The sequence below is a fragment of the Paenibacillus lacisediminis genome, from assembly GCF_046567315.2.
In genome coordinates, this window is the sequence record NZ_JBKIAX020000012.1 from 139,703 (window position 1) to 165,104 (window position 25,402).

General features: G+C 54.4%; 20 protein-coding genes. 2 read left to right on the top strand and 18 right to left on the bottom strand.

Going from position 1 to position 25,402, the window contains the following annotated elements; genetic code table 11:
• Positions 1-106: 106 nt before the first annotated feature.
• On the bottom strand, positions 107-1,174 hold the full coding sequence (locus ACLD72_RS21930; RefSeq protein ID WP_411002036.1) for a branched-chain amino acid aminotransferase: 1,068 nt from the start codon (positions 1,172-1,174) through the stop codon (positions 107-109).
• Between the two features lie 136 nt (positions 1,175-1,310).
• On the opposite strand from ACLD72_RS21930, the gene ACLD72_RS21935 reads away from it, so the two are divergent.
• Positions 1,311-2,216, top strand: coding sequence for a LysR family transcriptional regulator (locus tag ACLD72_RS21935; RefSeq protein ID WP_411002037.1), 906 nt, complete (start codon positions 1,311-1,313; stop codon positions 2,214-2,216).
• A gap of 11 nt (positions 2,217-2,227) precedes the next feature.
• On the opposite strand, the gene ACLD72_RS21940 is transcribed toward ACLD72_RS21935, so the two are convergent.
• From ACLD72_RS21940 to ACLD72_RS21985, 10 genes are all read right to left on the bottom strand, one after another.
• Positions 2,228-3,049, bottom strand: a complete 822-nt coding sequence (locus ACLD72_RS21940) for an NAD(P)H-binding protein (RefSeq protein ID WP_411002038.1) — start codon at positions 3,047-3,049, stop codon at positions 2,228-2,230.
• 83 nt (positions 3,050-3,132) lie between these two features.
• Entirely contained in the window at positions 3,133-3,582 is a 450-nt protein-coding gene (locus ACLD72_RS21945) for a MarR family winged helix-turn-helix transcriptional regulator (RefSeq protein ID WP_251586125.1), read from the bottom strand.
• A gap of 419 nt (positions 3,583-4,001) precedes the next feature.
• A complete protein-coding gene (gene gyrA / locus ACLD72_RS21950; RefSeq protein WP_411002039.1) occupies positions 4,002-6,440 on the bottom strand; it encodes a DNA gyrase subunit A in 2,439 nt (812 codons plus the stop codon).
• A 13-nt stretch (positions 6,441-6,453) separates the two neighbouring features.
• Positions 6,454-8,439: a DNA topoisomerase IV subunit B gene (gene parE, locus ACLD72_RS21955; protein ID WP_411002040.1), complete on the bottom strand. Its 1,986-nt coding sequence runs from the start codon at positions 8,437-8,439 to the stop codon at positions 6,454-6,456.
• A 290-nt stretch (positions 8,440-8,729) separates the two neighbouring features.
• Positions 8,730-9,719: an ABC transporter permease gene (locus ACLD72_RS21960; protein WP_411002041.1), complete on the bottom strand. Its 990-nt coding sequence runs from the start codon at positions 9,717-9,719 to the stop codon at positions 8,730-8,732.
• Complete coding sequence (locus ACLD72_RS21965; protein ID WP_411002042.1) at positions 9,712-10,695, bottom strand: ABC transporter ATP-binding protein; 984 nt, start codon at positions 10,693-10,695, stop codon at positions 9,712-9,714. Before ACLD72_RS21965 ends, ACLD72_RS21960 begins: the two co-directional genes overlap by 8 nt.
• A gap of 35 nt (positions 10,696-10,730) precedes the next feature.
• Positions 10,731-11,537 (bottom strand): GDSL-type esterase/lipase family protein, encoded by an 807-nt coding sequence (locus ACLD72_RS21970; RefSeq protein WP_411002043.1) that lies wholly within the window; start codon positions 11,535-11,537, stop codon positions 10,731-10,733.
• A gap of 228 nt (positions 11,538-11,765) precedes the next feature.
• A complete protein-coding gene (locus ACLD72_RS21975; RefSeq protein ID WP_411002044.1) occupies positions 11,766-12,272 on the bottom strand; it encodes a DUF4178 domain-containing protein in 507 nt (168 codons plus the stop codon).
• A 35-nt stretch (positions 12,273-12,307) separates the two neighbouring features.
• Positions 12,308-12,979: a PspA/IM30 family protein gene (locus ACLD72_RS21980; protein ID WP_411002045.1), complete on the bottom strand. Its 672-nt coding sequence runs from the start codon at positions 12,977-12,979 to the stop codon at positions 12,308-12,310.
• A 92-nt stretch (positions 12,980-13,071) separates the two neighbouring features.
• Entirely contained in the window at positions 13,072-13,590 is a 519-nt protein-coding gene (locus ACLD72_RS21985; protein WP_411002046.1) for a CAP domain-containing protein, read from the bottom strand.
• Positions 13,591-14,117: 527 nt separating this feature from the next.
• Between ACLD72_RS21985 and ACLD72_RS21990 the strand changes: the two genes are divergently transcribed.
• A complete protein-coding gene (locus ACLD72_RS21990) occupies positions 14,118-15,020 on the top strand; it encodes a transposase (RefSeq protein ID WP_411002047.1) in 903 nt (300 codons plus the stop codon).
• Between the two features lie 414 nt (positions 15,021-15,434).
• Here the strand turns inward: ACLD72_RS21990 and mglC are convergent, their stop codons facing one another.
• From mglC to ACLD72_RS22025, 7 genes are all read right to left on the bottom strand, one after another.
• On the bottom strand, positions 15,435-16,445 hold the full coding sequence (gene mglC, locus ACLD72_RS21995; RefSeq protein WP_251586144.1) for a galactose/methyl galactoside ABC transporter permease MglC: 1,011 nt from the start codon (positions 16,443-16,445) through the stop codon (positions 15,435-15,437).
• Between the two features lie 24 nt (positions 16,446-16,469).
• Positions 16,470-17,981: a sugar ABC transporter ATP-binding protein gene (locus tag ACLD72_RS22000; protein ID WP_411002048.1), complete on the bottom strand. Its 1,512-nt coding sequence runs from the start codon at positions 17,979-17,981 to the stop codon at positions 16,470-16,472.
• 163 nt (positions 17,982-18,144) lie between these two features.
• Complete coding sequence (locus ACLD72_RS22005) at positions 18,145-19,188, bottom strand: galactose ABC transporter substrate-binding protein (RefSeq protein WP_411002065.1); 1,044 nt, start codon at positions 19,186-19,188, stop codon at positions 18,145-18,147.
• Positions 19,189-19,901: 713 nt separating this feature from the next.
• Entirely contained in the window at positions 19,902-20,720 is an 819-nt protein-coding gene (locus tag ACLD72_RS22010) for an MBL fold metallo-hydrolase (RefSeq protein ID WP_411002066.1), read from the bottom strand.
• A gap of 102 nt (positions 20,721-20,822) precedes the next feature.
• Complete coding sequence (locus ACLD72_RS22015; RefSeq protein WP_411002049.1) at positions 20,823-21,806, bottom strand: substrate-binding domain-containing protein; 984 nt, start codon at positions 21,804-21,806, stop codon at positions 20,823-20,825.
• Positions 21,803-23,593, bottom strand: coding sequence for a sensor histidine kinase (locus ACLD72_RS22020; protein WP_411002050.1), 1,791 nt, complete (start codon positions 23,591-23,593; stop codon positions 21,803-21,805). Before ACLD72_RS22020 ends, ACLD72_RS22015 begins: the two co-directional genes overlap by 4 nt.
• Entirely contained in the window at positions 23,590-25,266 is a 1,677-nt protein-coding gene (locus ACLD72_RS22025) for a response regulator (RefSeq protein ID WP_411002051.1), read from the bottom strand. The genes ACLD72_RS22020 and ACLD72_RS22025 overlap by 4 nt, the downstream gene beginning before the upstream one ends.
• Positions 25,267-25,402 lie beyond the last annotated feature (136 nt).

Consider the following 25,402-nt stretch of genomic DNA (forward strand, 5'->3'; position numbering starts at 1 on the left):
TGGAAATTCCTGCTTGTCTGCTTTGATCTTCACGCCAGCGCCAAAAACGGCCATCCGCGGCCGGCGGTTTGCCGGGCGGATGACCGTTTTGACTCTATAGATTCGTTTATTTAACAGTATGTCTCCAGCCATAAGGATCAGGGAGCAGCCCGCGCTGAATTCCGGTGAGCTCGTTGTACAATTTCTCGGAAAGCGCTCCCGTCTGGCCCCCGGAAATTTCAATTTCACGATCTTCCCAGCGCATCGAGCCGATCGGAGATATGACCGCCGCCGTCCCTGTGCCAAACGCTTCTTCCAGCTCGCCCCGGCGGCTGGCTTCAAACAGCTCGTCAACGCCGATGCGCCGCTCCTCCACCGGAATCCCCCATTCCCGCAGCAAATGCAGCACCGAATCCCGGGTAATGCCCGCCAAAATGCTTCCGTTCAATTCCGGCGTAATCACCTTCCCGTTCACTTTAAAAAACACGTTCATGCTGCCGACTTCCTCGATGTATTTTTTCTCCACCCCATCCAACCAGAGCACCTGCGAAAATCCGAATTGCTTGGCGTCCTCCTGGGCTTTGAGTCCGGAGGCGTAATTCCCCGACGTTTTCGCCTCGCCGGTGCCTCCGCGCACGGCCCGCACGTATTGATCCTCCACATAAATCCGTACCGGATGGATCCCTTCCGAATAATAGGCCCCAACCGGCGTTAAAATCACGATAAATTGATATTCCCGGGCTGCCCTGACCCCGAGGCCCGCTTCCGTCGCAATCATAAAGGGGCGGATGTAAAGCGAATTTCCTTCGCCTTCGGGAACCCAAGCCTCATCCAGCTTAATCAGCTTGCAAATCGCCTCCAGAACCGGGCCGCCATCGACTTCGGGCATACCCATACGGACGCACGAGGTGTTCATCCGCCGGAAATTCATCTCAGGCCGGAACAAAACGACATTCCCTTCCGGCGTACGGTACGCCTTCATGCCCTCGAACACTTCCTGACCGTAATGAAACACCATCGCCGACGGGTCCAGCGCAAGCGGACCGTAAGGCACGATTCGCAGGTCGTGCCAGCCCTTATCTTCCGAATAATCCATAAGCAGCATATGATCGGTAAAATACCGGCCAAAACCAAGCTGATCCCCAGCCGGCTTCGTTTTTTTGTGCGAGCTAAGCGTGATTTTTAACTGATCCATGTTCCGCAGCCTCTTTTCTTCTCCATTTTCTATTGCATTTACTATAACGAAATCCCTTTCATTGATCAATGACATAATATCGATTATAATCATAGAAATTATCTATTAACGGCGCAGAAAAATCGGAGGTTGCATCGTGGAGCATCGCTTGTTGGAATACTTTATCGCTTTGGGGGAGGAGCTGCATTTCACTAAAGCCGCGGACCGGCTCGGCATTAGCCAGCCTACGCTCAGCCATCAAATCCGGCTGCTCGAGCAGGAACTGGGCACGCCTTTGTTTCAACGCTCCGGCAAAAAAAATTACTTGACCCAAGCGGGACAAGTTCTAATGGAGCATGCCCGCCGCGTCATTTACGAACTCGAGCAAGCCAAGCTGGAAATCGGCCAGCTGTCGGGGCTTGCGCGCGGGAGGCTGCGGATCGGCTGCTCCGGCAATCATTTGCTGGAAAGCCGGCTGATTTCGTTTTATCGCCAGTTTCCCGGCATTGAGCTGTCCGTGATCGAGCTGGCCACCGAAGAAACGCACGCTGGTCTGCTCGGCAACCAACTCGATCTCGGCGTCGTGTTTCTGCCGCTCGAGGACGAGCAGCTCGTCAGCCGGCCGCTGTTCGACGAGGAGCTTGTGCTCGTCGTGTCCCGCCGGCATGAACTCGCCGAACTGCCCGAGGTGCCGCTCGAACGGCTGAGCCGCATCCCGCTCATATTGTTCCCGCCGAAGTTTTTCGTCCGCCAGCTGTTCGACGCGGCCTGCACCGAACGCGGCATCGCGCTGAAGCCGGTCATGGAGCTGTCGACGATGGATTCCCAGGTGCGGATGGTTCGCAGCAATGTCGGCGGCACGATCCTGCCGGCTTCGTACGCCTGGACGCTGGACGGAACGGTGAGGGGAAGATTGGGCGACGGTTTTGACGCTGGGTTTGGCGATATCGCCATCATTCCGCTTGCCGAGCCCGCTCCGCGCAAACAAGTCGGTTTGGTCTACCGCAAAAATATGTTTATGGACGCCACGCTGGAGGCATTTATCCGCCATCTGACCGGGTAAGCCGAAACGCTTCACGCTTCGTTCACGAAAGGCACGATGCTCTCCTTTAAGGACATAACCGGACGCCCCGTCAAAGCCTCCAAATCGCCCGAGATGGACGAAGTGTCCATTTTCCCAAGAAATCCATACACCCAGTGTTGAATTTGAGGGTCCTCGCGGTGAACGACGGGCTTCCCTGCCAGTTCGGATAAAGCCGCAGCCAATTCGCCAAACGTCCACGGTTTTGGTGCGGTCAGTTCATACGTACGATGGCGGTGCCGCAGACCGGTATCGGACAATACGGCGGCGATCGCCGCCGCCAGATCGTCCCGGGTAACGGTGTTAAACAGCCAATTTCCCGGATAAGTGACCAGTTCCCCCGACCTTATGGCCGCATCAAGCTCAAACAGAGCGGCAATATCCGTGTACAGGGCGTTGCGAAAGAAAGTATACGGAATGCCCGAGGCCAGGATCGCATACTCTGTAGCCAGATGAAGCTGGGTAGGCGGCACTTGGCCGGATCCGGGAAAAGCGATGCCCGTGTACAAAATATGCTCTACGCCCGCTTGTTTGGCCGCTTCGATCACTTGGGCGTGCTGGCGGATGCGCACCGTATCGTCACAATGGGGGCTGGATATCAGCAACAACTTCGTTATCCCGGCAAACGCTGAAGCCAATTCCCCTGGCCGGTCGTAATCGCAGCGCCTAACTTCCACTCCCCATTCCGCCAAAAACTCCTCCTCCTCCGGCCGGCGTACGCAGGCAACGACTGGCTCGTTTTTACTTTGTTGACGCAGCTGCTCCATAATCAAACGTCCTAATTTTCCGTTTGCTCCGGTTATCGCAATTGACATAAATCATCCTCCACATCTCGAAAGTTTATCTTTGACATAAAGTTAAGCGTTTAACTAAATAACCAAAAAGATAGCCAAAAAATTCAATCCTGATTTTTTAGCTTGTTTAACAACGATGCCAGCTGCTCCAGTTCCCCATCCGTAAGCACCTGCAGCCGGTCGGCAATGGAGCGGCGGTTTCCGGGCAAATGGTTCAGCAGAAACGTTTGACCTTCGCTCGTGATGGAAATGACCGCTTTCCGCCCATCGGTAGGATGGCTGTCCCGGCGGACGAACCCGTCCTTTTCCAGCGGTACGAGCAGAAGGCTGATATTGGCTTTCGTCACGCCGATTTTTTGCGCGAGCAAGGAAGGGAGCAAGCTGCCTCCTTCCTTCATGATTTCGACCAGAATACGGATTCTGGCCCCGTTTTGTCCTGTGGACTGCCAGTATTTTTCCGAAACGTCCACAAGCTTTGCGGTCGCTTCAACCAGAGCAAAGAAAACCTGCGTATGCAGCGGCTGATCCCATACGTATTCCTGCAATTTTTCCATAGAACAGACACTCCGATCAAACCATTTAATTAAGCGCTTAACTACCTTTTACTACATCGTTGCCTAAAAGTCAAATGAATCCAGCACGCCGAGCCGAATGATAGCTAATTGCCGGCCGGTTTACTCTACTGCCAAACCCTAACGGACACCAGCGCCGTTATTTCGGTAATATCGAGAGTTTTCAGGATGTAACGGACACCATAGACCTTATTTGGCATTAAAGTGCACCTTTCCGGCCTTTTTTAGCCAAATAAGAGCGCACCTGTCCTTTAGAATTTGAAACGCTGTCTTTTCGGGCCAATAAGGGGATTCATGTCCGTTAGCCGCAATCCACACCGCAGAAAAGCCCCACGCACGTTGTACAAAGAGTACATCCGCACGCGGAGCTTTTTACCGTTACTCAAAACTTATTGGTCACGTCATTCCTTGACGAAAAGATCAACGATCTCGTCGTTTTTGTCCACATGCGCCAGCGCTTTGCCGATCGATTTCCGTTCGGCCAGCGGCGCGTCTTCCGTGCTGAAGCCGTGCATCCGGCCTTCCTTCGTCACCGCCAGCAGCGTCACCGGCTCTTTGCAGTGAACGCCGCCGACCAGCCGGCTGCCATTCGGCTTGACCCGCTTGCCTTCCTTGAACTCGAACGTCTGCAAGCCCTTGCCGCCCCGGCTCTGGAGCGGGTAATCAAGCAGCAGGGTGCGCTTGCCGTAGCCCAGGTCGGAAACGGCCAGAATCTCGCCTTCCTCGCCTTCCACCCAAAGGGCGGCGACGACCTCGTCGTCCTCCTTCAGGTTGATGCCGCGCACTCCCGCAGCGACGCGGCCCATCGCATTGACTTCGCTTTCGGCAAACCGGATCGCCATCCCCTGCTTCGTCAGCAGCACAATTTCCTGCCGCCCCCGGCTTACCGTCACGCTCAGCACCTCATCGCCATCGCCCAGCTTGCAGGCTGCCACCGCGCCGGACCGCTTCGTTTCGTAATCCTTCAGTTCGGTGCGTTTCACCTGGCCCCGCTTCGTCACGAACACGAGGGTGAGTTCCGGATCTTCTTCAAAGCCGCGCAGCGGCACGACGCTGACGATCCGGTCTTCCTTGGCCAGCGGAATGACGTTGACGAGCGCCGTACCGTTGTCCTTCCATTTGAACTCCGGAATTTGATGGACCGGCAGCAGGAAATACTGCCCCCGCTGCGTGAAGATCAGCAGATTTTGCAGCGTATCGACTTCAAACAGATGTTTGATGTAGTCGCCTTCCTTCACCCCGGAGCCGTCCCGCTCGCCGCCGGAGCGCGTAAAGGAAAGCATGCTGGTCCGCTTGATATAACCTTCGTTCGAGAGCGTAACGAGCACTTCCTCCTGGGCCACCAGCACCTCAAGGTTGACCTTTAGCTCCTCCACTTCGTCCTGGATCACCGAGCGCCGGTCGATCCCGTATTTCTCGCGGATTTCCAGCAGCTCTTTTTTGATCAACGCGATCAGCTTTTTGTCGCTCTCCAGAATGCCGCGCAGCACCGTAATTTTCTTCTGGATCTCATCCAGCTCTTTCTGCAGCGAGGTAATTTCCAGATTGGTCAAACGGTACAGCTGCAAGGTCAAAATCGCGTCCGCCTGGCGCTCCGTAAAGCCGAACATCCACTGCAAATTGTTTTGCGCGTCCTGGCGGTTTTTGGAGGCTTTGATCGCTTCGATCACCTCGTCCAAAATGTTCAGCGCTTTGACGAGGCCTTCCAGCACATGAGCGCGATCTTCCAGCTTCTCCAGCTCGTATTGCGTACGATAGGTCACGACCTCGCGCTGATGCGCGATGTACGCTTCCAGCATCGCCTTGAGGCCAAGCTGGCGCGGCGCCCGGTTGACGATTGACACCATGTTGAAATTGTATGTGACCTGCAGGTCGGTTTTTTTCAGCAAATAGGCGAGAATCCCTTGCGCATCCGCGTCCTTCTTCAGCTCCACGACGATGCGCAGCCCGTTCCGGCCGCTTTCGTCGCGGACCTCGGCGATCCCGTCCACCTTTTTCTCCAGCCGGATGTTTTCCATCGCCGACACCAGCCGGGATTTCACGACCTGATAAGGGATTTCGGTAATGACGATCTGCTGCTTGCCGCCGCGCAGCGTTTCGATCTCCGTTTTCGAACGCAGGTAAATCCGGCCTTTCCCGGTCTCGTAGGCCTCGCGGATCCCCTCTTCGCCCATGATGATTCCGCCTGTCGGAAAATCCGGACCCTTGACGAACAAGCGGATTTCCTCCAGCGTCAGCCCCGGCTTCTCCATCAGAGCGATGCAGGCGTCGATCACCTCGCGCAGGTTATGCGGCGGAATTTCCGTGGCAAACCCGGCCGAAATGCCGCTGACCCCGTTGACCAGCAGGTTCGGAAACCGCGACGGCAGCACTACCGGCTCCTTCGCCGTGTTGTCGAAGTTGTCCTTGAACGGTACCGTGCGTTTTTCGATATCGCGCAGCATTTCCATGGCGATCGGCGACAATCTCGCCTCGGTGTAACGCATGGCCGCCGCCGGATCATCGTCCTGGGAGCCCCAGTTGCCGTGGCCGTCGATCAGGACATGGCCCATCTTCCACGGCTGCGCCATCCGCACCATGCCCTCGTAAATCGAAGAGTCCCCGTGCGGATGGTAGTTCCCCATCACGTCCCCGACCGTTTTGGCCGATTTGCGGTACGGCTTATCCGGCGTATTGCCGGCATCGTACATCGCGTACAAAATCCGCCGCTGCACCGGCTTCAGTCCGTCGCGCACATCGGGGATCGCGCGGTCCTGAATAATGTATTTGGAATACCGGCCGAAGCGGTCGCCCACAACCTCTTCCAGAAACGCCGGCAAAAAATTTTCCAGCATGCTCACATCAATTCACCTTCTATTCCTCAAACTCCGTGAAATCCACGTTTTCCACGATCCAGCGCTTGCGCGGATCAACCTTGTCCCCCATCAGCGTAGACACGCGTCGTTCCGCTTTGGCGGCGTCTTCGATCTGCACCTGCAGCATAGTCCGCGTTTCCGGATTCATCGTCGTTTCCCACAGCTGCTCGGGATTCATTTCCCCAAGGCCTTTGTAGCGCTGCAGCTCGAAATTTTTGCCGAACTCCTTCAAGTAATTTTGCAGCTGTTCGTCGCTCCAGGCATACCGCATCGTCTCCAGCTTGCCGGAACGGCGGGTGATTTTGTACAGCGGCGGCTGGGCGATATACACCCGGCCCGCATCGATCAACGGCTTCATGTACCGGTAAAAGAACGTCAGCAGCAGCACCTGAATATGCGCTCCGTCCGTATCGGCATCGGTCATGATGATGATCTTGGAATAATTGCTGTCTTCCACGGCAAATTCCGTCCCGATCCCCGCGCCGATCGCGCCTATGATCGCCCGGTATTCGTCGTTTTTCAGGATGTCCGCCAGCTTCGCTTTTTCCGGATTCATCGGCTTGCCCTTAAGCGGCAAAATCGCCTGAATCTTGGAATCGCGGCCCTGCTTCGCCGATCCGCCGGCGGAATCCCCTTCGACGATAAACAGCTCGGTGCGCGAAAAATCCTTCGACTGCGCCGGCGTCAGCTTGCCGCCGAGGTTCGAGCTCTCGCTTTTTTTCTTGCCCGAGCGCATTTCGTCGCGCGCCTTCCGCGCCGCTTCCCGCGCCTTCGAAGCCTGGACCGCTTTTTTGATCAGCGTCTGGGCGACCTGCGGATTCTCCTCCAGGAACAGCGCCATTTTCTCGCTGACCACCGCGTCGACCGCGCTGCGCGCCGAAGCGCTGCCGAGTTGGTCCTTCGTCTGGCCGACAAACTCGACCTCGGACATCTTTACGCTGATGACGGCCATCATGCCTTCACGCAAATCGTTGCCCTCGAGGTTTTTGTCCTTCTCCTTGAGCATGCCGTTTTTCCGCGCATACTCGTTCATCACGCGGGTATAGGCCGTTTTGAAGCCCGTTTCGTGCGTCCCCCCGCCACGTGTCGGAATCGAGTTTACGAAAGAGGCCAACGTTTCGGTGTAGCCCGAATTATATTGGAGGGCGACCTCCACCTCGATGTCGTCCCGCTCGGCGTAAAAATGCACGACGTCGTGCAGCACGTCTTTGCCGTCGTTCAGAAACTGCACGAACTGGCTCGCACCGCCTTCATAAAAAAACTCGTCGAAACGGTCGGACCGCTCATCTTTTATAGTTACCTTCAGGCCCGAGTTCAGAAAAGCGATCTCCTGTAAACGTTCCGCGAGCGTATCGTAATTGAGGCCGATCCCGGCGGTGAATACGCGAATATCCGGCTTGAACGTCACCTTCGTCCCGGTTTTGTTCGTATTGCCGATGACCTCAAGACCGGTAACCGGTTCGCCGACATGTTCAACGCCCTTATCGTCGACCCAATATTCAAACCGCATCCGGTGAATTTTGCCCTCCCGGTAAATATGAACTTCAAGCCACTCGGACAACGCGTTGGTGACCGATGCGCCAACCCCGTGCAAACCGCCGGATTTCTTATAACCCGCCCCGCCGAATTTGCCGCCGGCATGCAGAATCGTGTAAACGACCTGCGGTGTAGGAATGCCGGTTTTGTGCATCCCGGTCGGAATACCCCGTCCGTTGTCTACGACGGTCACCGAGCCGTCCTTATGCAGCGTAATGTCGATTTTGGAGCAAAACTTGGCCAGATGCTCGTCGACGGCATTATCCACTATCTCCCATACCAAATGATGAAGACCCGACGAGCTCGTACTGCCAATGTACATACCTGGCCGTTTGCGTACCGCGACAAGCCCTTCGAGCACTTGAATGTCGTCCGCGTCGTATCCCGAAGACGCCTTGGCAGAATCCGGTCCGGCAACGTCCTCGAACAAATCGATTTGTTCGGCCATTCATGCTCCCCCTTTAACTTCTTTATGTAATCTTCTTTGTAAAAATAGTGTTCCAACAGTCTTCAAATTAACGTTCAAAAAGTCAGGTTTTCAGCACCGGGAAGGTTGGATGAAGCCAGGGACTGAGGAGCGGAGCGTACGTTTTGGGTACGTGAGCACCGGAAGGCCCGGCTGAATTCAAGATTCAATGTCGATTCCGCTTCTTGACCTGCTTCGTGATCAAAAGATGACTTTTTGAACTACCTCTACTGCATTAAATGCAAACAGATGTTTTGTGGTCCTTGTCCATTTTAATTCAATATATCCTGTTTCGTAAAGACGAGGAATGAAACGACAAGCGATACAGCCCCCCAAACGGCAAGTACAATCAGTGAAAATCCCAGCGTCATCCCTTCGATCGGCGCCGGCGTTCCCGACAAATAATTCGTTAAGCCGAGGTTGACCATAAACAGATATTTGGCGCTCGTCCAGGCGGAAGCCATGTTGGTTAAAATGTTCCCGGCGATCAGCGCCGCCATCATGATGACGATGCTCGCCGAGGTGCTGCGGACCAGCACCGACACCATAAACGCTAGACACGCGACAACGATGCTGACGAACCAGATTAATCCGGTTTGCATGAGGATATATTGCCACTGCGGCACCGCGTGTACTCCCGAGATGTCCACCTCCGCGCCGTGGAGCTGAAACCCGGTAAATACGGGCATCGTAAGCCCGGTGTATCCGAAAAACATGCCGGAGATCAGATAGCAGATGACGCAGGTTGCTAAGATGATCAGCGACACGAACATCAGCAGGGTAATCAGTTTGCCGAGCAGGATTTTCCAGCGGCGGATCGGCCGGGTGAGCAGCATTTTAATCGTTCCGCTCGTTCGCTCCGAGGACACGATATCCGACCCGACGCCCATAATCAGCAGCGGAATGAACAGGGTTGCGGCGTTGTCCAGAAATTCCCGGGTAAACGTAACCCCGCCGGGTTCCTGCGGATTCACATCATGCTCCAAATAATATTTCATCTGCTGAATATAGATCTGCCGGTATTTTTTCCACTCCTCCGGCACCCGGTCGCTGCCCAGCGAGTTTTGGTTATCCGTAATCGCCTGCTGCACTTCCCGGCGCCAATCACTGCCGTATTTCTCCCGTTTCTCCATAGACTCGCGCATCTGCGCGTAAGCAAACATCGGCACCAAGACAATCAAAACGAGCAAAATGACGTAAAAACGCTTTTTACGGATCATCTTGATCGTTTCATTTTTCACCAAAGGAAAAATGTTATTCAAAGCTCTCACCTTCCGTCATTTGCAAAAACAGCTGCTCCAGCGTCGGATTGACCTTCTGCACGGCGCGGACCCGAACCCCTTCCTTCACCAGGCGTGACACCAGTTCATCAACCTGCTCCGGCTGCATCCGGGTGACCAGGGCCGACTTCCCGATCCCCGCGATGATGGTGTCGTCGAGCACGTCCCCGGCCTCCGCAAAAATGTCGATCCCGGCTGTGCGCAGCAACTCCGCTCCCCGCTCGCGCGGTTCAAGCTCCCAGACGACATAATTGGTGCTTTCCTGGATCAATTCTTCAACTTTGCCGACCGTCAGCACGCGGCCCCGGCTAATGATTGCCACCCGGTCGCACAGCAGCTGAATTTCGCTCAGCAAGTGGCTGGACACGAACACGGCCAGTCCCTCCGCCGCCAACCGCCGGATAAAATCGCGCATCTCTTTAATGCCTTTAGGGTCAAGCCCATTGGTCGGTTCATCCAAAATAAGCAGCTTCGGCCGCCCCAGCAAAGCCTGGGCGATCCCCAGCCGCTGCCGCATCCCCAGCGAATAGGTCTTCACCTTATCGTCGATCCGTCCGTCCAGGCCGACGATGTGAACCACCTCGTCAATCCGCCCTGCGTCAATGCCCGGCATCATCCGGGCAAATTGCTCCAGATTTTCCCGGCCTGTCAAATAGGAATACACCTCCGGATTCTCCACAATGGAGCCGACGTATCGCAGCGCAAGCTCAGGCTCCCGCTGCACGTCGTATCCGCAGATGGAAACCTTGCCTTCGGTCGGACGAATCAGGTCCACCAGCATGCGGATCGTCGTCGTTTTACCGGCGCCGTTGGGGCCGAGAAAGCCAAAAATCTCCCCTTCATGGACGTCGAACGTTACCTCATGAACAATCCATTTGCGGCGGATTTTTTTCTTCAGTCCCCGTACCGACAGGACCACTTGCCGCTCATCCAACGCCGCTTCCTGATGTAGTGCCATCGCAGTAGCCCCCTTTGTTGATGTCCTGTTTTGCTTTATTTTTGTCCAATGCTCTGCACGATCCGTTCGGCGATCGCCTGATATCCGTCCCCGTTCGGATGAAAATGGTCGCTCGACAAATACCGCGCCGAGTTATGCGTAAATAAATCATAGGTCGGTACAACCAGAGTTCCGTTATAGGGAGCCAACGCTTTTAGAGCCATCTCATTCCAGCGCATGACCGCGTCATCTCCGAGCTTGCGCATCTCCTTCAGATCGGAAAACGGGTTGTACAAGCTGACATAAACCAACGCGGCCTGCGGGTTGATTTCATGCAGCTTCCCTACCGCCTGCCGGAAGTACTCCGACGCTTTCGCGATTGAGGTATCCAGTTCCGCCGGCGTGGGCAGTTGTTCCCCCGAGGTCAGCTGCTCCGCCCCTTTAAACAGATCATTGCCGCCTATGGAGAGCAAGATGATTCCCGACTGTCCCAGCGCGTACCTTACGCCCTGATCGTCCAGCGACGCAAGCAGTTCCTCCGTCGTCATCCCATTGATCCCGAGATTGTTGATCAACATGGAGGAAGTCCCTTGCGCCTTGAGCAATTCCACCGTTCTGCGGGCAAAGCCATTCCCGGTATCGTCACCGGTGCCCTTCGCCAGCGAATCCCCGATGGCCGTCACATCCCAATTTCCGGCTGCGGCGGGCTGCTCCGTTTTTGGCGGCAAAGCGCTTTCGGCGCCGTTCAACAACGCCGGCTTGGCAATATCCATTACGGCAAAAAGGAAACCGGTTAGCAGCAGCAGCGTCGATATAGCGGAAAAAAGTCCGGCGACCCGCCAAATCCGAGAACTCGATCCCATCGTTATCCTTCCTCCCGTTTTCGTCATATTCCGTTATTAACCTATCCAACTTATGTAAATAACATAAAACTTCTTGTTGGAAGATGCAAATGCCGCAGGTATGGCCCTAACCGCAACCCCTTTTCTTATTTGGCTCCGCCCCCAAAAGCTAGATATAAAAAACTGCCGAGAAGTGTCTCGGCAGTTTCAGGCAGCGCCTAACGCACTGCCTTGAATTTTGCTTGCTTATTAGCTGGCTCGAATGACTTTCACATCGGCCGGAATCACTTTGGTTCCTTCATACAGCATAAACCGTCCGTTTTGCCATTCGATGCGCAGCAGCTCCCCGTTATCTGACTGGTACTGCCAGACATGCTGTTCTCCCCCCTGCATAAAAGGGGTTCTGCCGACGACCGCAACGTATCCGCCGTACTCCTCCTCAAGATGATACAGAGTGCCGTCCAGCTCCATTTGCCCCGGAACCTCCGACGGATCGTCGAGGCGTCCGTCAATCGGCTGATAGAGCTGGTATTGCAGCGTCTCGCGCTCCTCGATGAGCAAGTAGCTGATTCGGCTGCCGTCCTGCAGCGTCAAAACAACGGCATTGCGGCTGCGGTTGTTTACCCGTCCAGTTACTTCATACGAAACGAGCGAAACCTCGCAAATGTCTCCCGGAGCCAGCGACAGCATGCTTTTCTCCATAAGCGGCGGCTCCGGCTTGGCGAACAGATTTCCGATTCTCTTCCAAACGCTCATCTTCGGTCAAGCCTCACTTCTTGGGTTCGTCGTCGTTATTTCTTCTCCTCATATTGCTTCATCAAAGCGGCCAATTCAGCTTCAACCTCGCTATCCTTGTTCAGGCTGGCGAATTCCTCGTCAAGGGACTTGTCTTTCGAGGCCAGTTCATTGCTGGCTTCCGCCTGCGCTTCCATTTGCAGCATTTTTTCTTCCATCCGCTTCAGGCCGCTCGCCGCAGTGTCCGAATTGAAGCCGCCCATCGCCTTGTTGATTTCGTTCTGGGCTTTGGCTGCGTTGTAACGCGCTACAAGCGTCTCGCGTTTGTTTTTCATTTCCGTCAACTGTTTGCGCATTTCGTCCAGCTTGACGCGGAGGTTGTCGGCCGCCGCTTTGTTTTGCTCATAGCTGGCTTTGTATTCCGCAGCCTTCGCTTCGGCCGCTTTTTTCTCCTCCAGGGCGCGGCGGGCCAAATCGACGTTTTGCGCCTGCGCCGCCGTATGAGCCTGCTGGGTGCGTTTTTCGACGAGCGCCTGCTGCTCTTCATACAAACCTTTGAATTTCTTTTCAATGGCGATTTGCGCGGCTACGGCTTTTTCCGCGTCCTCCAGATCCTCCTGCATGTCCCGGATATATTGGTCCGTCAATTTGATCGGGTCCTCCGCTTTGTCGATCAGGGCGTTAATATTGGACATCGTCAAGTCGCGCAATCTTTTAAAAATGGACATTGTTTTTTTCCTCCCGATAAAAAATTCAGATTATGTTTATGTTTACGCTGTAGCTTTCGAGAGGTTTCAATTTTTAGATATTACTTCTCGAATTACTTCCCGATAAATTCTTGGACCCAGTATCCGTTAAAATAACCGACGCCGATCAGCTTATAGTTCGGATTCAGCATATTTGCTTTATGTCCTGGACTGTTCATCCAATCCTTTACGGCCTCCTTGGCCGATCGCTGCCCCCTGGCTATATTTTCGCCAGCATAAGTGAATGTGATATTGGACGCGTCCATCATGTCGAAGGGCGAGCCATATTTCGGCGAATAATGATCGAAGTAATTGTTTTTGAACATATCGATCGCTTTGGTTTTGGCCATTTTGGTCAGGTTGGTATGTACCACGAGCGGTTTCAGCCCCGCCGCGACTCGTTCTTTATTGACAAGCGCCACGACCTGCGACGCGTTTTCCGTTTGAATGCGGGCATAAACCGCTGCCAATGATTGGGTGTTGGACGCGGCCGCATGAGCCATGTCCACTCCCCCGTGAGCAGGTGCCAGCACCGCGGCCAGGAGGGAGATAAACAGCCCTGCCGTTACGATTTTTTTGCTCCGTTTGCCCATGACAAAAAAAACTCCTTCTCAGCCGAATGGGTTTATCGGCTTTTTTCTCTGTTCTTGTCACATTTTAACATATAGCCGGTCTTGATGCGCGTCCAAAACATGGAAAAACGCATAAGAAAAACCTCGCCGTTGGGGGTCCATTTATCGTGCTACCCCATTCCTCGGAGGCAAAGAGAAGGATGGGTATGGTGGTTATGGGGTTTCACGGTAGAACCTGACTCTAACGCCCCCCTTCCCTCTTTCCTCCCTTTCCACCTGCCAGAAAACAAGGGTAATTTAGGGGCTCAAAACCAAAATCAATGTTTCCAGGGTTGGTATCCTGGTGTCCCTACCTGTTGCCTTTGCACGATTATACCTTTCGTTCAGGGAGCAGGGGGGCTAGTGTAAGGGTAAAAGAAAAAAAGAGATAAGGAAAAAAATGAAACGGGTCAGGTGAGATTTTCGGCTTGAGTCAAGAACGTATGTTTGGTATAATGAGGATGAACCAAACAAACGTTCGTAATTTCTTGATTCGGGGGCGAGAGAACATGGATGTCAATGCGGGAACGGAACTTCAACCATTCACCAGCCGTTATAACAGCGAGCAGGCCTGTATGGAAGCGCTGATCGCGATGAAGTGGCCAAACGGCTTCGTTTGCCCGCGCTGCGCTCACACCCGGTGCAGTCGTTTGACCTCTCGGCATATCCTCTTGTTCGAGTGTGGAAAGTGCAAGCATCAAACGTCGGCTTTGGTCGGTACGATTTTTGAAGGAACGCATCTGCCCCTGTTGAAGTGGTTCGAGGCCCTGGATTTGTTCCTGCTTGAGGGCGGCATCTCGGCGATGCGGCTGAGCCAAGTGATCCGGGTCACCTACAAAACCGCCTGGTTAATGCTTCACAAAATACGCCATGCCGTCGGGGAATTCGATGCCCAAGAGCTGCTCTGCGGAGACGTGAAGGTGAACAGTGATCTGTATGGGCGTAACCCGTCCCGGTGTCAGTTTTCGCATCCGTATGCCTCGGTGGTCGTAGCGGGATGTACGGTGACGGAGTCGGGCGAGCCGGAGCAGGTCAAAATCCGCCTGGTGCCGCATAAGCGGGGAAGCGAAAACAGAGCAAACCGTCACGAACTCGCCGCGTTCATCAATGGGCATGTGGATGTCCGTACATCGGTGGTGCAGTCGTTTCCTCTAGCATTTCGGCTGTATGCGCCCTTGCGGAAAGTGGTGAGAGAGGCGTGGGAATCGCTGAAGAGTACGTATGGAGCCTTGGGACTGAAGCATCTGCAGGCGTATCTGAACGAGTACACTGGACGCCGCCAGCTGCACCTGCCCGGAGCGGAAGAAACGATGCGGCAGAAGTTGCTGCGCATGTGTGTGGCGATTCCGGCGATCCCTTACCGCCGGCTGATCGCACGCCAACCGAATCAGCCCCTTGCGGCTGCAGCCTAATCGTGGCGCTGGAACGGTGGGGGGAGTTTGATGCGGATCAATTGCTTGATGAGGATCAACTTGCTTGGTGTGGGTTAGCATGGACGGTGCGGGCGTTGCTGCAGATGGAAAGGTTCAGGCTATGGCAAAAATCACGGTCTTTTCGTTTCCCTCACGTCTTGTCCTTGATCTCCCGTCCGGTCTGCTTCACTTCTTCTAAACCTGCTTCCTTCTCCTAAGATCGTCTTAAGAACATCTCATTATCTCGAACCTCTCTGCTCCTCCACCAAATATTTCCTTCTCCCGAGCCTGTATGTTTCTCTGCTACCTGATCAAACGGGATAATCGTGCAAAGCGTCCGGACAGCGAATGTTAATCTGTCGCCCAACCCCAAGGACGCCGACGGCGTCCTCAGAGCGTTGAACTATTCAACCGTTACTTCCTGCTTGCGTACTTGCGCATATCGAACGCTACGGCGGCGACGATAATCGCGCCTTTGATAATTTGCTGCCAGTAAGGGCCAACGCCAACGAAGGTCAAGCCATAGTTGATGACGGTGAAAATAAGCACCCCGGCCATGATGCCCGGCACGGTACCGATCCCGCCGGTGGTGGAAACGCCGCCGACAACGCAGGCCGCGATCGCGTCAAGCTCGTACATGTTCCCGTAGTTGTTGGTCGCGCCGCCGGTTCTCGCCGCTTCCAGCACCCCGGCAAGGCCGTACAGCGCGCCGGCGATCGAGTAGATCAGGATCAGGTTTCTGGCTACGTTGATCCCGGAAACCTTGGCCGCCTGCTCATTGCCGCCGATGGCATACATGTTTTTGCCGAGCCGCGTTTTATTGAACAGGACCCACACGATAAAGCAGACCGCGATCGCGATCAGGACGATATAAGGAATCGAGAAATCCCCGCTGCCGATGCTTCCCGAACCTAAAAGCGTTGTAAAGTCTTCCCGCAAACCGCCGATCGGCTGCGATTGGTTCGGCTCCGTATCGAAATACAGCGAGTTGATCCCGTAAATCGCAACCATGGTGCCGAGCGTGGCGATAAATGGCGGAACCTTGAATTTCGAGACGATGATGCCGTTAATAAGGCCAAAAAATAAACCTACCGCAATCGCGATCAAAACCGGAACGAACAGCGGAAGCTCCGGCAAATTCGGGAAAAACCGCCGGGGATAGTCTTGAATCTGCAGCATGGAAGCCGACACGACCGCCGTCAAACCGACCATCCGGCCGGCGGACAGGTCCGTCCCCCCGGTAATGAGAATAAAAGCGACGCCAAGCGCGATGATCACCCGGGTCGAGGACTGAATCAAAATGTCGCGCAGCGTGTTTAATCCGATAAAGCTGGGGTCATACACGGCAATGCCGATCAGCAGCACCGCCAAAACGATATATATCGCGTTTTCGGTCACAAAACCTTGAATTTTTTTCGTATTCATGATTTTCTCCTCCTTCTTTAAGCCTTAATGCTGGGCAGCCAAACGCATAACTTCTTGCTCCGTGGCCTTGTCTCCATCCAAAATCCCGGTGAGGCGGCCTTCGGACATAACCATGACACGGTCGGACATCCCCAGCAGTTCGGGCATCTCGGATGAAATCATGATGATGCTTTTGCCTTGCTGCGCCAAATCCGCAATAATGGTATAAATTTCGTATTTCGCCCCGACATCGATGCCCCGCGTCGGTTCGTCCAGCAGCAAGATATCCGGTTCGGTGAGCAGCCATCTGGCCAGCAGCACCTTCTGCTGATTCCCCCCGGAGAGATTCATGATGAGCGTTTTGGGCGACGGCGTTTTGGTCCGCAGCTTTTCGACCATTTGGTTGACCTCGCTTTTCTTCCTCCGTTCGTCCAGCAGGCCATAAGGCTTCACGTAACGTCTGAGGTTGGCGATCGCCCCGTTTTCGTGAACGGACAGCACCGGGAAGATCCCCGTCGTGCGGCGTTCCTCGGTCAATAGGGCCAAACCGTGCTTTTTGGCTTCACCCGCACTGCGGATTTTCACCTGCTTCCCGTTAATCGAAATCGTGCCCGATTTGACCTCGCGAAGCCCAAACAACGCTTCGATCAGCTCGGTCCGCTGCGCCCCGACCAATCCGCCGACGCCGAGGATTTCCCCTTTGCGCAGTTCGAACGACACGTCCTTGAACGACCTTGGATCGATCGACGTCAAATTTTCCACTTTCATAACGACGCCATTCGGTACGTTGTGCCGATCCGGGAACCGCTGCGTTAAATCGCGGCCGACCATCTTGGAGATGATCAGATCAGTGGTCATTTCCGCCGCCAGCCAGGTGCCGATCTTTTTCCCGTCGCGCATAATCGTCACATCATCGGAGATTCGCAAAATTTCTTCCATTTTATGTGAAATGTAAATGATGGAAACACCGCGACTCTTCAGGTCGTTAATGATGCGGAACAGATGCTCCACCTCGACGCTGGTCAAAGATGACGTCGGTTCGTCCATCACGATAATTTGCGAATTGAACGATACGGCCTTGGCAATCTCGATCGATTGCACTTTGGAAACGGACAGCTTGCCGACGATCGTATCGGGTTGCAAATCGATATCGAGTTGCTTAAACAGTTTTTCCGTGTCCTTGTACATCTTCTTGTGATCAATGAATTGCAAAGGCCCCCATCCGATGCGCGGAAAACGGCCGAGCCATATATTTTCCATCACATTGCGAAAAGGCACCGGATGCAGCTCCTGGTGAATCATCGACACGCCAAGCTTTAACGCATCGCTGGAATTGTGGATTTCCGCTTTTTGCCCGCCTATAAAAATCTCTCCGCCGTCCGGCTTGTAAATGCCGAACAGGCATTTCATGAGCGTCGATTTGCCCGCCCCGTTTTCGCCCATCAGCGCGTGCACGGTGCCGGGTCTAACCTGCAGAGTTACGCCGTCCAGCGCTTTAACGCCGGGAAATTCCTTGGAGATGCCCTTCATCTCCAGCAAAAATTTCGGTTCAGACATCCTTTGTCGCCCCTTTCTATGGTCTGTAAACTTAGAGGCCAGCTTCGTTTCCTCCGGTATCCTATCCCTGTAAGAAGAACCGGGAGGCTCGCACCGTTTGGCGCTAAAGCCTCCCATGAACCTTATGAGTATGAGAAGCGCTGCCAGTCAGGCCGCCGAAAGCTTACTTGAAGTCGGCCGCGTTTTCCTTCGTTACTTTTTGGTATGGAATCCAGACGTATTGATTGTCGGTGATTTCAAAGCCGACGGAGTCCTTGTTCACTTCCTCGCCTTTGGCCAGCAGGGAGGCAAGTGTTACAGCGGCTTTACCTTGGTTTTCGGCATCGTTGAGCACCGTTCCCAGCATCGTGCCTTGCTCAAGCGCCTGAATGGCGGGAGCCGTAGCGTCTACGCCGACAACCGGCATGTACTTGTCGCCCGTAAAGTAACCGGCGGCTTTCAAAGCTTCGATCGCGCCCAGCGCCATGTCGTCGTTGTTGGCCAGCACGGCTTCGATTTTGTCGCCGTTTGCGGCAAGGAATGCGGCCATTTTTTCCTGGCCTTTTACACGGTCCCACATCGCCGTATCTTCGGCGACTTTTTCCACTTTGATGCCGGCATCTTCAATCGCCTGTACGGAATATTGCGTGCGGAGCTCGGCGTCCTGGTGTCCCGGCTCGCCTTTCAGCATGACGTACTGCAGCACGCCGTCGCCGTTTTTGTCGGCTTCAGGATGCGATTTCCAGTAGTCGACAATGATTTGGCCGGACAGGGTGCCGGATTCTTCGGCTTTCGCGCCGACATAATAAACTTTGTCCCATTTCTTCATATCTTCCGGCAGCGGCTCGCGGTTCAGGAACACCACCGGCGTATCCTTCGCTTTCGCCTTGTCGATAATGACGCCTGCCGCCGTCCGGTCCACCGGGTTGACGATCAGCGCGTTTGTCTTTTTCGTAAGGAACAAATCGATCTTGTCGTTTTGCGTCGGCTGCGAGTTTTGGCTGTCTACGATATCTACCTTGGCGATGCCGTCCGCGTTTTTCTCGATCGCGTTGCGGACGCCGGTCATAAACGTGTCGTCAAATTTGTAAATCGCCACGCCGACGCTTGGCGTAGAGCTTCCCCCTCCGTTGCTGCCGCCGCTTGGCGAACTCCCGCCGTTGGAGCAGCCCGCCATCGTTGCCCCCAGCATGGCCGCAGCCAACATTACCGTAGTCATCTTTTTCATTCGTATTTGACCTCCTGAATCATTTTGGATTTCTGTGAGTTCTCTCTTGGATACGTTTTCATTATGCATTGTTTAGTGCCGAATTCGAATCTAAAATCCTGAGATGTTCTATAAAAATTCTAATGAGGTTGATGAGGAAAACGAACGCAAACCCATACGTTGGATACACGGGAGGGATCTATCATGAGCAGAAGCAACGAGCACTTCAGCTCTTTCTAATCTGTGGACGCTGCTCTAATGGACTCCAGCGACCTTATCCGCCCATTTCCCGTGTATTTCCCAGCCTAACGGACTCAAATGACTCTATTTCACTCTAAACCCTTTAATCCGGACCGATTCGAGCGAAATAAGGTCATATGGGTCCGTTACATTTTGCAAACCGTCGTTTTTCCGCAGATAACGGCTCTGGAGTCCCTTAACCTCCCGATTCCTCTTTCCCCCTCTCTCTACCTGCGCACGGTCTTGGTCCACTGTTGAATGAATAGTTGCAAAATGTACAGTTACTTATCCGAAATGCTGCCACATCGCTTGATTAAGTGTAAAACCTGCAGTTACTCCGCTATCTTTCGGAGGAATGAGGCCAAAAACGAGGAAATAAAGTTAGTTGTATGATTTGCAATTAATGATCAGAGTAGGGCCGGTCAAGCATCTAAAAAACAGCAAGCCGCTCGGAAGGTTCCGAACGGCTTGCTGCCGGTTGTTTCTGTTACTAATTAACGCATCCCTTCAGCTACATATCTTCCCCGCTCCGGGACTGCGAGCTCTTCAAAACGCTCGGCTAGACGCCTCAGCCCGGCACGCAAGGCTTCCCCGCCAAGCGGCTGCCCATGCCCGGTCACCGCTGTCTCCGGCGAAAGTGCCGCCAAGCGCTCGACCGAACGCCCCGCCGCCGGCCAGTCCGGCGTAAAATACATCGGCGGTCCGTGCACTTCCAACGTTTGCGCGGCTACGGCCAACGCCGATTCTTGCTTGACGGTGATGAAGGCGTCGCCGGCGATCAGAAAGCGGTCATGCTCGCGGAACAACGAGATATGCCCCGGACTATGCCCGGGCGTATAAATCCACTTCCATGCCGGCATCCCGGGCACCTGGCCATCATCCGGCAAAGCGCGAACCCGCCCGCCCAAATCGATCGCCCGGTTGGGATAGAGCGGCGCCACGCCCGCCATAAGGCCGCCGCCAACGGTAGGATCGCCCTCCGGGTAATCTTTTTTCCCCGTTAAATAAGGCAACTCCGCTGGGTGGGCAAATACCGGGACATCCCATTTTTCCGCGAGCTCTTTCACGCCCCCGACATGGTCAAAATGGCCGTGCGTCAAAACGATGCACACCGGCGGCCGTTGAAAAACGGACTCGGCTTCCTCCACTAGCGCTTCCGTCAAAGGCCCGATCCCGGTATCCACCAGCACCCAATCCCCTTGCTTCACATCCCCGACAAAACAGACGTTAACGATGAGCATGCGGACGCTCCACACATCTTCGGCCGCCCGTACTGTGTCCACCAATCCCGTGGTCAGCAAACTTCTTTCCATCACAGATTTCCTCCCAGGGCTAAAGTTACGCAGGTAAAGCGCAGTTACCCAGTAATATGCCCCGCGTTCGCCGATTCCCCTCATTATATAGAACAAGGAGCTTCACTTGACGAAAGGAAACAGCAGCTTTTGATTTTCCGGCCACAGCATGTTGCCAAGATCAATCAGCTTGGTGTCGGTCGGCATTTTGTCTTCCAGTTTCTCGCCATGCGCCGCCTTCACCGCGGCAGCCACGGCCAAATACCCGTTGTTAAACGGATTTTGCACGACCATCGCCTGCACTTTCTCCTCCTGCAGCAGCTCCAGCATTTCCGGCGGATTGTCAAAAGCGATCATTTTCAAATGATCGTTTCCCGATTCATCCACCGCTTTGCCCGCCCCGATCGAGGACTCCGCGCTTAGCGAGACGATGCCGTCCAGGCCGGGGAACCGTTTCAGCATATCCACCGTCAAGTTGTACGCCAGCGTTTCATCCGAGCCGCAATACAGGGTATCGACGACCTTGACCCCGGGAAACCGGGCGACATAGTCGAGAAAGCCTTCCTCCCGCTGACCTGCGTTGCGAGCCCCTTTCACGAAATTGATGATACCGATTTCGCTATCCGGACCGGTCAGCTCCACCAGACGTTCCGCCGCCTTCTGCCCTGCCTCGTAATTGTTGGTCCCAACGTACGTTTTCACTTTCGTGGAAGCCACCTCCGAATCGATGGAGATGACCGGAATATTGGCGTAGGATGTCCGGTCAGTTACTTGCCCCAGCGCTTCATAGTCAGTCGCCGCCAGAACGATCGCGTCCGGTTTGCGCTGGATCGATTCCTCCATCAGCCGAATCTGGCCCTCCACATCGTTTTCGTTATCCGGTGCGAGAAAATTCAGCTGGACATTGTACTCTTTCGCGGCAACCTCCGCCCCCAATTTTGTCGTCTTCCAATAATCGCCGCGATCCATTTTGACGATCATATCGACAACGACTGGTCGCTCATAATCCGGGGGCAAATTCCCGGACCCGGGAGTGCATGAAGACAACAAAACGGCCAGCACCACCGGCAGCATTCCCGATACCGCTTTTGCCATACGTCTGCTCATGGTTCCACCCCGTCCTTTTGCGTATTATCCAGGTGGACCGCCGGAATCGTAATCGTTACCAATGTCCCTTCCTCCGGTTCACTGTCAAACTTTAATCCGTACCCCGGGCCGTAATACAGCGCGATCCGCTCCTGCACATTGCGCACGCCGACGCCTGAACCGGATTCGCTGCGCACCGCGCCTTTCATCAGCTTCACCACCGTCTCCGGCGGCATGCCGATGCCGTTGTCGCGGATGCGGAATACCAAATGCTCTCCCTCCAAACGGGCCTCCACACCGATAAAACCCGCGTCCGCCGATTTCTCGATGCCATGATGGATTGCATTTTCCACCAGGGGCTGCAGGATCAGCTTCAACGTCCGGCATTCGAGCGCCGCTTCATCGGCCACGATCTCGTACCGAAACTTGTTCTTGAAACGGATCGTCTGGATGATCAGGTAGTGCCGCACATGCTCCAGCTCTTCCTGGACGGAAATGATATGGCTGCCTTGGCTTAAACTGATGCGAAAAAACCGCGACAGCGACGTGATCGTCGTCACGACTTCCTCGTTCCGTCCCAGCTCCGCCAGGCGTGTTGCCGAATTCAATGTATTATAGAGGAAATGCGGATTGATTTGCGACTGCAAAACATCGAGCTCGCTTTTCCGCTTCGCTTCCTGCTCCTGAATGATCTGGTCCATCAGCTCGCGGATCCGCCGCAGCATCAGGTTGAAGCGTTTGGACAGTTGCTCCACCTCATAAGCGCCGCTCACGTACACATTGGTGCCGAAATCGCCGCCTTCGACCATCTGCACCGATCTTTCCAGCCTGCGGATCGGCTGTGAAATGCGTGCGGACACGTAGATGTTGATAGCGAGGATAATGACGATCACCACGGGCAGGAACCAGGACAAAAAGCCGCCGAGCTCCCGCTTCGTCGTCAAAAACTCGTCCGCGTAAGCCACACCGACGATTTTCCAGTTGGCCGGCTTGACCGTCTGAATCGTAATGATGCGCTGCTCCCCGTCGGATTCGTCGAAATACCGGCCGTAAGCGTAGTTAAGCACCGGCTCGATATTTTCGTATTTCAATCCGGCATATATGAGCTGCTGCTGGGGGTGGTATACGATATTTCCGACCGCGTCGATGATGTAAGCGTAACCCTTTTTGCCGAGGCTGACGCGCTGGCTGAGCTGATCGATCGTGCGGAAGTTGATGTCGATGACCAGCAAGCCCTGTTTCAGTGAATCCCGGTCCCAATATTGGACCGTTTTGCTCATCGACACGACCCAGCGGTACTCCCATTTGAATAAATTTTGAATATGGGGCGGTGTAAACTGCAGCTTGCCCGGGTGCTCCATCGCGGATTCGAACCATAGCTGCTCCTGAAGCCGCGTATTTTGCCGCATCGGGATCGCCGGCACATTGCGCACCAGCTCGCCTTCTTCGGTAAACAGCGCGATCGAAACCAGATCCTCCCGCGTATTCAGCACCGTACCAAGCTCTTCCCCAAGCCCTTCGTCCGAGGCGGCTTCAGGCGTTGAAGCGATTTTGCGCTCCGTAAGTTCGAACACGTCCTTCATGCCGCTCACGTAGAGCTCCAAATTGGAGTTCACCTGTTCAACGATTTCCCCTAAGCTAAGATACACGTTCTCCTCGGCGGCGCGGGTAAAGCGGTTGTACAGCATCGTGCTGACCAGCAGTACCGTAAGCACCGTAACGGTGATGGAGGATAAGGAAATGAGCACCTGAATATTCCGGATATGAAAGCCGCCAAGCAGCTGTTTAGCCGATTTCCACAGCCTCATGGATTTCTTGCCCCGCCGCGGTATTCTTTCGGGGAGATGCCGAATTTTTTGCGGAAACAAAAGCTGAAATAGTTCGGATCGGAGAATCCGACCCGCTCGGCGATTTCAAACGCCTTCAAATCGGTGGCAGCGAGCAAATGCTGGGCGGCTTCCATCCGCGCCCCCATCAAATAGCTTACAAAGGTCGTTTTCGTTTCTTTTTTGAAAATATTGCTGAAATAACCGGCGCTGATATGCAAATGCCGGCATACTTTGGCAATCGAGAGATCGTGGTCCCCGTAATTTTCCAATATGTATTCCTTCGCCTCCTCCACCAGTTTGTTGTAGCTGGACTGGCGGTCCGAAGCAATCGAATGCTTCAGCTTCATACAGATGTCCAAAAGCCAGGATTTCGCCTCATCCGCATGGGCAAATTTGGCAAACTGACCAAGAAAACCTGGCCCCTCGCCAAACAACTTGTCCAGATCCGCGCGGCTGTCCTTGGCCACTTTGATGACCGAAGTCAACATTTCCAGCAGGTAAACCTGGAAGTCCTGGTAGGATACTTGGTTGTCGGCCAATACGCCAAACATGTCCTCGAGAAGCTGCTTTAGCTCCTGGTCGCTTCCAACTTTCAGGCAGCGGACCAGTTCCTTCTCTTTCAGTTCATCAACCGCCAGCGGAACGTACTCCCGGGACTCCACGTCCTCGATCCAGATCACCTTGTTTCCGCCGAGGATCACCCGGTAATCAAGCGCTTTCAGCGCTTCTTCATAGGAGGATACGGCATCGTTCAGACGGGGGGCCGCCCGGCCAGCTCCAATCGTGACCGTCAACTTCAGAAAACGCTCCACGCTGAAGCGGATTTCCTCCAGCAGTTGCAGCGTCCGGCCGGCAAGCTCCTCGCTGCCTTCATGGCGCCGGACGCTCAGCAAAACCACCTCGTCATGATGAATAAACGCTTTATAAGCCGGATACCGCTTGACGATTTCATCGGCGATATTATAGACAGCAAACAGCTGCAGTTGGGTGTCGTTCGTGTCCTGCAAAGATAGCCAACCGCTTGCCTTGCGGTAGTCGGCCTCGCCGCTGCCGGTACTCACGGCTTCCTTGCGGCCGGTTGCGGCATCGATGCGAAGAATCGACACCATGTATTCGCTGCCGCTTAAATCAAGCCCGTAATGCTGGCTTTTTTCCTGGATCTCCGTTTCCTTCAGCCGCCTGGATACGAGCGAAGATAGGAACAGGCTTTGGAGCACGGGGAGGTTTTTGCGGTAATGCTCGGTCAACAGCTGCACATTTTCCTTTTCGTCAAGCTCCGCGTCGATCTGCTTCTTAACCTTGCGCAAAATGTCCGCCAGTTCCGCAGCCGAAAACGGTTTCAAAATATACTCGTCGATGCCGAGCCGGATCGCTTTTTGCGCATACTCAAATTCCTCGTAACCGGTCAGGATTATGATCTTCGTCGCCGGATAATGGCCGCGAATCCACTCGGCCAACTGCAGGCCGTTCATAAACGGCATTTGAATATCGGTAACGACCACGTCGGGCACATGCTTCTCCACCATTTCCGCGGCTTCCTTACCGTTTTCGGCCGTGTCCGCCACCGTAAAACCGACGCTTTCCCAGTCGATCAGCTGCAGCAGCCCTTCCCGCACATCTTCTTCGTCATCGGCCAAAATCAACTTATACATCGCTGGACCATCCTCTTTCTTCCTCTTTATCCCTGGATTCCCCCCGATTTTATCGTATCGCCTGCGAAATGTAAATGACCGCTCAGGTAAGGCGCGGAAGGATGCAAGCAAGACCTTAGTCCAGTTTTATTTCCGC